The sequence below is a fragment of the Agriterribacter sp. genome (assembly GCF_035445465.1).
Classification (GTDB): Bacteria; Bacteroidota; Bacteroidia; order Chitinophagales; family Chitinophagaceae; genus Agriterribacter.
The window spans coordinates 1-5,759 of record NZ_DAOMQT010000008.1; the positions used below are offsets into that span (position 1 = coordinate 1).

7 protein-coding genes are annotated in these 5,759 nt (G+C 43.5%); 2 read left to right on the top strand and 5 right to left on the bottom strand.

What is annotated here, in order from left to right:
• Positions 1-255 precede the first annotated feature (255 nt).
• Positions 256-1,710: a sialate O-acetylesterase gene (locus PLE34_RS06165; RefSeq protein WP_324554992.1), complete on the bottom strand. Its 1,455-nt coding sequence runs from the start codon at positions 1,708-1,710 to the stop codon at positions 256-258.
• 79 nt (positions 1,711-1,789) lie between these two features.
• Here PLE34_RS06165 and PLE34_RS06170 point away from each other — a divergent pair, with 79 nt between their 5' ends.
• A complete protein-coding gene (locus PLE34_RS06170) occupies positions 1,790-2,284 on the top strand; it encodes a DinB family protein (protein WP_324554994.1) in 495 nt (164 codons plus the stop codon).
• 103 nt (positions 2,285-2,387) lie between these two features.
• Positions 2,388-2,567 (top strand): GIY-YIG nuclease family protein, encoded by a 180-nt coding sequence (locus PLE34_RS21840; RefSeq protein WP_502875862.1) that lies wholly within the window; start codon positions 2,388-2,390, stop codon positions 2,565-2,567.
• 211 nt (positions 2,568-2,778) lie between these two features.
• On the opposite strand, the gene PLE34_RS06175 is transcribed toward PLE34_RS21840, so the two are convergent.
• The 4 genes from PLE34_RS06175 to PLE34_RS06190 all read right to left on the bottom strand — a co-directional run bounded on the left by PLE34_RS06175 (position 2,779) and on the right by PLE34_RS06190 (position 5,685).
• Complete coding sequence (locus PLE34_RS06175; RefSeq protein ID WP_324554996.1) at positions 2,779-3,417, bottom strand: hypothetical protein; 639 nt, start codon at positions 3,415-3,417, stop codon at positions 2,779-2,781.
• Positions 3,418-3,443: 26 nt separating this feature from the next.
• A complete protein-coding gene (locus PLE34_RS06180; protein ID WP_324554997.1) occupies positions 3,444-3,620 on the bottom strand; it encodes a hypothetical protein in 177 nt (58 codons plus the stop codon).
• Between the two features lie 106 nt (positions 3,621-3,726).
• Positions 3,727-4,257: a class I SAM-dependent methyltransferase gene (locus PLE34_RS06185; protein WP_324554999.1), complete on the bottom strand. Its 531-nt coding sequence runs from the start codon at positions 4,255-4,257 to the stop codon at positions 3,727-3,729.
• Between the two features lie 39 nt (positions 4,258-4,296).
• Complete coding sequence (locus PLE34_RS06190) at positions 4,297-5,685, bottom strand: serine hydrolase domain-containing protein (protein WP_324555001.1); 1,389 nt, start codon at positions 5,683-5,685, stop codon at positions 4,297-4,299.
• Between the last annotated feature and the right edge of the window lie 74 nt (positions 5,686-5,759).

A 5,759-nucleotide genomic window follows, 5' to 3' on the forward strand; every position in this document is an offset into this window, starting at 1 on the left:
GCTCGATCTTTTTGAACATTTATAAAAATGTCAACCTATTTTAGGCACGCACAAGTTGTAACCTGTACCTTGAAACATGCAACCATAAACCATAAACCCCAAATTAGGAAATCCGAAGGGAATATAAAGCACCAAAACACAAATAACAAGCACCAAAATCCGAAATCCGAAGGAAGGCACACCCTGGAACCTGTAACTTGTAACTTGTACCTTTCAATGTCAACTACAAACCATACACTATAAATGTCTGACTTCTCATTCCACCTTTCCCGTATCCACCTCCCAGTCGTCGGTTCTGAAGGGATTTACAGGTAATCCCCGTCCGACCGGGCCGTCCGGGCGGGCTTCCCTGCTGAAAATATTGGCCATTGCCGTATTGCTGAATGCAAACCGAACGGCAACCGGATTTTTGACCTGTTTGTTGGAGAGTATTACATGATCCCCTTCAATCTTTACATCGGCAGGTAAAAAGTTTTTATCATCTCCGGCAATATAAAATTCGGTTGCTTTCTTTTCTCCTCCTTTTATGACCAGTCCATTGGGCGCATTGTCGAAATATACCGTTACTTTATTTTTATTTACCTCCATGCTTTTATACATGGGGCTTTTATAAATGATCACTTCTTTCTTATACGTTTCTGCCAGCGCCCAGGCGGCCAGTCTTGCGCCAACGTCCTTCTTGTTATGCGGATGAATATTCTTAACATCATCTACCAGGTCGGTAATTACCGCCATGCCTGTATTGGGATGGGTAAGCGTTTGTGTTTGCGCCTCTCTTAATAAAGCACCTATATTTTTATTGCCATAGGCAAAGGGCGCTATCTGCACATAATAGAAAGGAAAATCCTTGTTCCAGTCTTTACGCCAGCTGTCAATCAGCGTTGTCATCAATGCTTTATATGTAGATGCAGTGCCTGTATTGCTTTCTCCCTGGTACCAGATGGCGCCTGCAATACTATAGGATGTAATGGGAGCGATCATAGCATTATACGCCCTTCCCGGTGCGTTGGGCCACCAGTTGGTTGCGCCAATTTTAGCTGCGGCCGCTTTCAGCTCAGGATCATTTTCCACCAGCTCTTCCGGTGTCCATACTTCGGCAGGAGTGCCGCCCCAACTGGTATTGATAAGCCCAATGGGCACGTTTAATTTTTGCTGCAATTGCTTTCCAAAATAGTAAGCCACTGCACTAAAGCTTTTTAATGTTTCCGGGTTGCATGCTGTCCACGTAGCTGCGCAATCATCCTGGGGAGTTAGTGCCGTGGTTTTGGGAATATGAAAGAAGCGGATATTGGTATTGGCGCTGTTCGGCAGTTCGGCATCCATTTGAGGCAAACCATTGAGGCTGCTCCACTCCATATTCGACTGACCCGAGCACACCCACACTTCACCGATCAGCACATTATTGAGCACGATCGTATTATTGCCTTTAAAAGTAATGGTATACGGCCCGCCTGCTGCAGGCGTTTTGATTGCAATATTCCATTTGGCATCGCCCGATGCAACAGTAGAATCAATTGTTGAGCTCCATGATGTGGTAATGAAGATCTTCTCTGCAGGAGATGACCAGCCCCACAGGTTTACGCTTGACTGCTGCTGCAATACCATATTATTAGAAAGTACTGCAGGAAGGCGGATGTTGGCAAATCCTTCAAAGCTCAACGCTGTCAAAATAAAAAAGGACAGGAAAAACAAAGCAACGCTTTTATTCATATGGCTTATTTTGTGCTGAAAAGGTAGCAAAGAAAAAAAGTATGGCAAAATCAATTCTATCTTTGTCAAAATTTTTTCAATGTTAATGCATACAGCGCTCATAGGTGAACTCAGGCACGAAGCATCAAATACGCGCAGAATACTGGAACGGATACCCGAAGATCAGCTGAACTGGAAGCCACATGAAAAGAGCATGCCGCTGCTGCGGCTGGCCTGCCATATAGCGGAATTGCCGCAATGGGTTGATCATATAATGACAGGTACCGAATTTAATTTTGCTACGGACGTTTTTAACCGGATAAATGTTTCTTCAAGAGATGAATTATTGGAAATTTTTGAACTTACCTTAGAACGGGCAGTTGAGTTTCTGGAAAAAACCTCTGATGAAGAATTGAATATGCGGTGGACGCTGAGAAGAGCTGAGCTAATGCGTTTTGAATTGCCCCGGAAAGTGGCTATCCGTAACCTGGTAATGAATCATATTATCCATCATCGCGGGCAGTTATCGGTATATCTCCGTTTGCTGAATGTACCTGTTCCGGGTTTATACGGGCCTTCGGCTGATGAAAAATAGCCTTGCCTTGTTATCCCTCTCCACAAGTACGGAGAAGGACGGTGCTGTCAAACACTAACCTTATATATCATGAAAACACACCATTCTGCGTACTCGGTTTATATTGTTACGAACTTCAAAAAAAACTGTACTTTATACGGGAGTGACCAACGACCTTCTGCAAAGACTTATTGAACACTATCTTAACAGGGGCAATCCAACAACTTTTACCGGAAGATTTAACGGCATAGCCGAACAAAGTCCTGCTGCTTGTCATGCTGCACGCAGGAAGCATCTGCAATGATCTCAGCGAAGCCAAACTCTTCTTTCGTTAGGATGACAGGCCGTGCGTTATTGGTTTGGCTTTATTGTAAATACTCAGTACCGAACTTCGCCGGAATGACAAACTACGGTAATAAAGCCGGGCTTTAACAGTATAGTTGAACAAAGTATCCGCAACCTCAACCAGTTCCGAGACTATTGCCAATAGCTGACGGCTGATCGCTCATACCTATCTACTTATCTTTTACATGTCTGAACTGCTTTCCGTTAAGCAACGGGTGCTGCCCCACCAGCATGTTATTAGTGAGCAGTAAGGTAAAATCTTCAAAAAAGACCTCGGCAATCCATTTTTCAAAGGCAAACTCGAAATTGTTCTGGATCTTATTGGTTACAATGAAAGTAAAAGGATGATCGGGAAAAAGTGGTGAAAATATCTGTATGGAATCTACCTCATTTTTAGGAAACTTTACAATGCCGTCATCACCGGTAAATAATTTTTGTCTTCCCCTTGCCGTATACAGTATGCATTCTATTCCACGTATGATCCCGGGATTATTGTCTGTGAATTTAACCGTTACGAAATGATCATTAACCCTCCTGGCAGATAAAAGTTTAAAATCCCTTGCGGGTTTTACGCGGCTGTTAAATACAATGGTGTTTTTTTCCTGCGACCATCTTCCCGAGCCATAACGGTCGAGCCCGCCATAGGTAAAAAAGAACGTAAAAGTATAATTGGGCTTTAGCCGGAAGCCACTGGTGGTTTCTTTTACACCTTCAAGAAAATAACCTCCTGCAACATCGTTAGCCTGCTGGGCCAACAGTGTAGAAGAAAAAAAGCATATGCTGAATAATAACTGAATTATTTTTTTCATCCCGGGTAAAGATTGATCTGCTGCATTTACAATGATACTCCTTTCTTCTTCATTTCTTCCGCCAGTTTTTTGGGTATCGGGCGGCAGGAACAGTGCTTTTGATGTTCCACATGCCATTTAACCCTTTGCGCAAAACCGGCATTTGCAGGCATACGGTTCTTTTCATGCCATGCGCGGTTGATGGAAGAAACTGGTTTCGGCACTTTGATGGCTTTATTTTAATTATAGTAATTCCCTTAAAAATAATATCTTTTCTCCTTTCTTTCTTTACATTCCCCTTTTCTTAACATATTCATCCATTAAAAGAGATTATCTCTTTATGATTGCTGAATACATAGGAGCGTGGCCATATAGGGATGGGCGCTCACTCAATTGCTGAACAGCGCTAAAGCCGGCATTTTGAAATAAGCTTTGTAACATAGCGAAGCTTACCGGAAAGGGTACCCATACGGGTACCGGTTGATCTGTATTGTATTCCACAATTAAAAATTGCCCATCTCGCTTTAGATGAACCGCTATTTTTTTTATGAAGGCATCTTTGCGCTGCACATAGTGTAATGCATTAGCCATAAGTATTCCATCAATTGCATTAAAGGGAAAGGGATCATTAATAAAATCGGCTTTGTATTTTTTAATGCCTACCTGTTTGTAATTTGGAGGAACCTGTTGCAGGGAAGCAGCATTACTGTCTATCGCATATATATAGCTTCCGGGCGAAAGGAAAGTTGCAAGTGCCAGGGTAAACGTGCCATTACCGCATCCCAGGTCGGCCCAAACCGTTTCCTTTAAAGTATTCAAATGATCATCGTTCAACATTGCAGCCGCTTCCCTTATTTCCATTAGTGTTGATTTGTTTAATGAAAAAACAGAAAGGAATATTTATTGTATGGTTGAAATAATTTCCCTGAGCAGCCTGTTCTCATCTGTTACGTGCAGGCCCAGACGAACTACTATTAATTGCTTTGAAGGGATGATATAAATATCCTGCCCTCCAAAACCATCTGCAAAATACATATCGGCCGGCACATCGGCGTACCAGCGTTGCAAAGGATCATTCTTATTGAAGCCATTTAGCCAAAACTGGTAACCGTAATGTTGAAGGGTGTTAGCAGCCGGGGGCTGAACCGTTGCTTTTACCCAATCTTCCGGCAATATCCGTTCATTATCCCATATGCCATTATTATAGTAGAGCAGGCCAAACCGGGCATAATCCCTTGCCGTGGCATAGCAAAAAGAGGAACCCACATAAGTACCCGATGCGTCGGGCTCCAGCACCATTGAATACATACCCGTCTTGTAAAAAAGTGTTTCATAGGGAAAGGCATGATAGTTTTTTTCACCTGTAGCCTGGCGAATGATCCTGCTTATAATATTACTATTGCCGCTGGAATAATTGAATACGCTGCCGGGAGCGTATTTGAGGGGCAACTGCGCTGCGTAGGCGGCAGCGTTCCCTTTTTTAAAGAGCATGCTGGTAGCGCTTCCGGCCTTCCTGTAATTCTCTTCGTAATCGAGACCGGATGTTTGCTGTAATAACTGTTTTATGGTAATGCTTTCCCTGCTGGTTCCTTTCCATTCGGCCACAGGCGCCGGTGCATTTACATTCAGCTTGCCTTCTTTTACAAGAATACCGGTTAATGCGCCCGTTATGCTCTTGGCAACCGACCATCCCGGCATAAGCGTATGTTTATTGTAGCCGGCAGCGTATTTTTCAGCTATGAGCTGGCCATCATACACTACTGCTAACGCTGTTGTATGCTGGGATTTCGCCATTCCACCTTCATTTAATGCACGCTGAAGTATACTATGCAGTGCAATGCTATCAATGTTTCCGGGTAAGGTGTCGGGCAGCAGATCGCCGTTTGGCCAGGGAATGCTGTCTGTATATTTTACTGGTTTTGCAGGGAGCCTGAATTGTTGTGCCCTTATTTGGGTTTCGCTGCTGTCATTCACCAATGTGGCGCCGAGCCCTTCCCGGTATATAGCTTTTCGTTTTGCAAATCCCAACACTGATCCGGTTACTGATGCATCGTGCTCATTTAAAGTGTAAGTGGCTACAGAAAAAGGAAAGTCCGAGAGCTCTTCCTCAATAACCGTTTGAATCTGCCGGTGTTGCAGGTAAACGGCCGAACATGCTGTTTTTGCTCCGTATGCGCTTATAACAGGAGCCGCGAGGTATATATACCGGGCTAAAAAAATAAGTAACCCTGTCAGCAGAAGGAAAACAATTCGCCAAATGATCTTTTTACCGGGCATGATAAAGCGCATACTGACTATAGATAATTCCTGCTATCGGGAGTACATAAAAAGATAGTGTTAAATCAGGCAAATGATGTCTGTAT

Bases quoted from the DNA above. Each gene is read 5' to 3' on its own strand.
- PLE34_RS06190 (WP_324555001.1), bottom strand. From the start codon at position 5,685: ATGCGCTTTATCATGCCCGGTAAAAAGATCATTTGGCGAATTGTTTTC.
- PLE34_RS06170 (WP_324554994.1), top strand. From the start codon at position 1,790: ATGTTAATGCATACAGCGCTCATAGGTGAACTCAGGCACGAAGCATCA.
- PLE34_RS06185 (WP_324554999.1), bottom strand. From the start codon at position 4,257: ATGGAAATAAGGGAAGCGGCTGCAATGTTGAACGATGATCATTTGAAT.
- PLE34_RS06165 (WP_324554992.1), bottom strand. From the start codon at position 1,710: ATGAATAAAAGCGTTGCTTTGTTTTTCCTGTCCTTTTTTATTTTGACA.
- PLE34_RS06175 (WP_324554996.1), bottom strand. From the start codon at position 3,417: ATGAAAAAAATAATTCAGTTATTATTCAGCATATGCTTTTTTTCTTCT.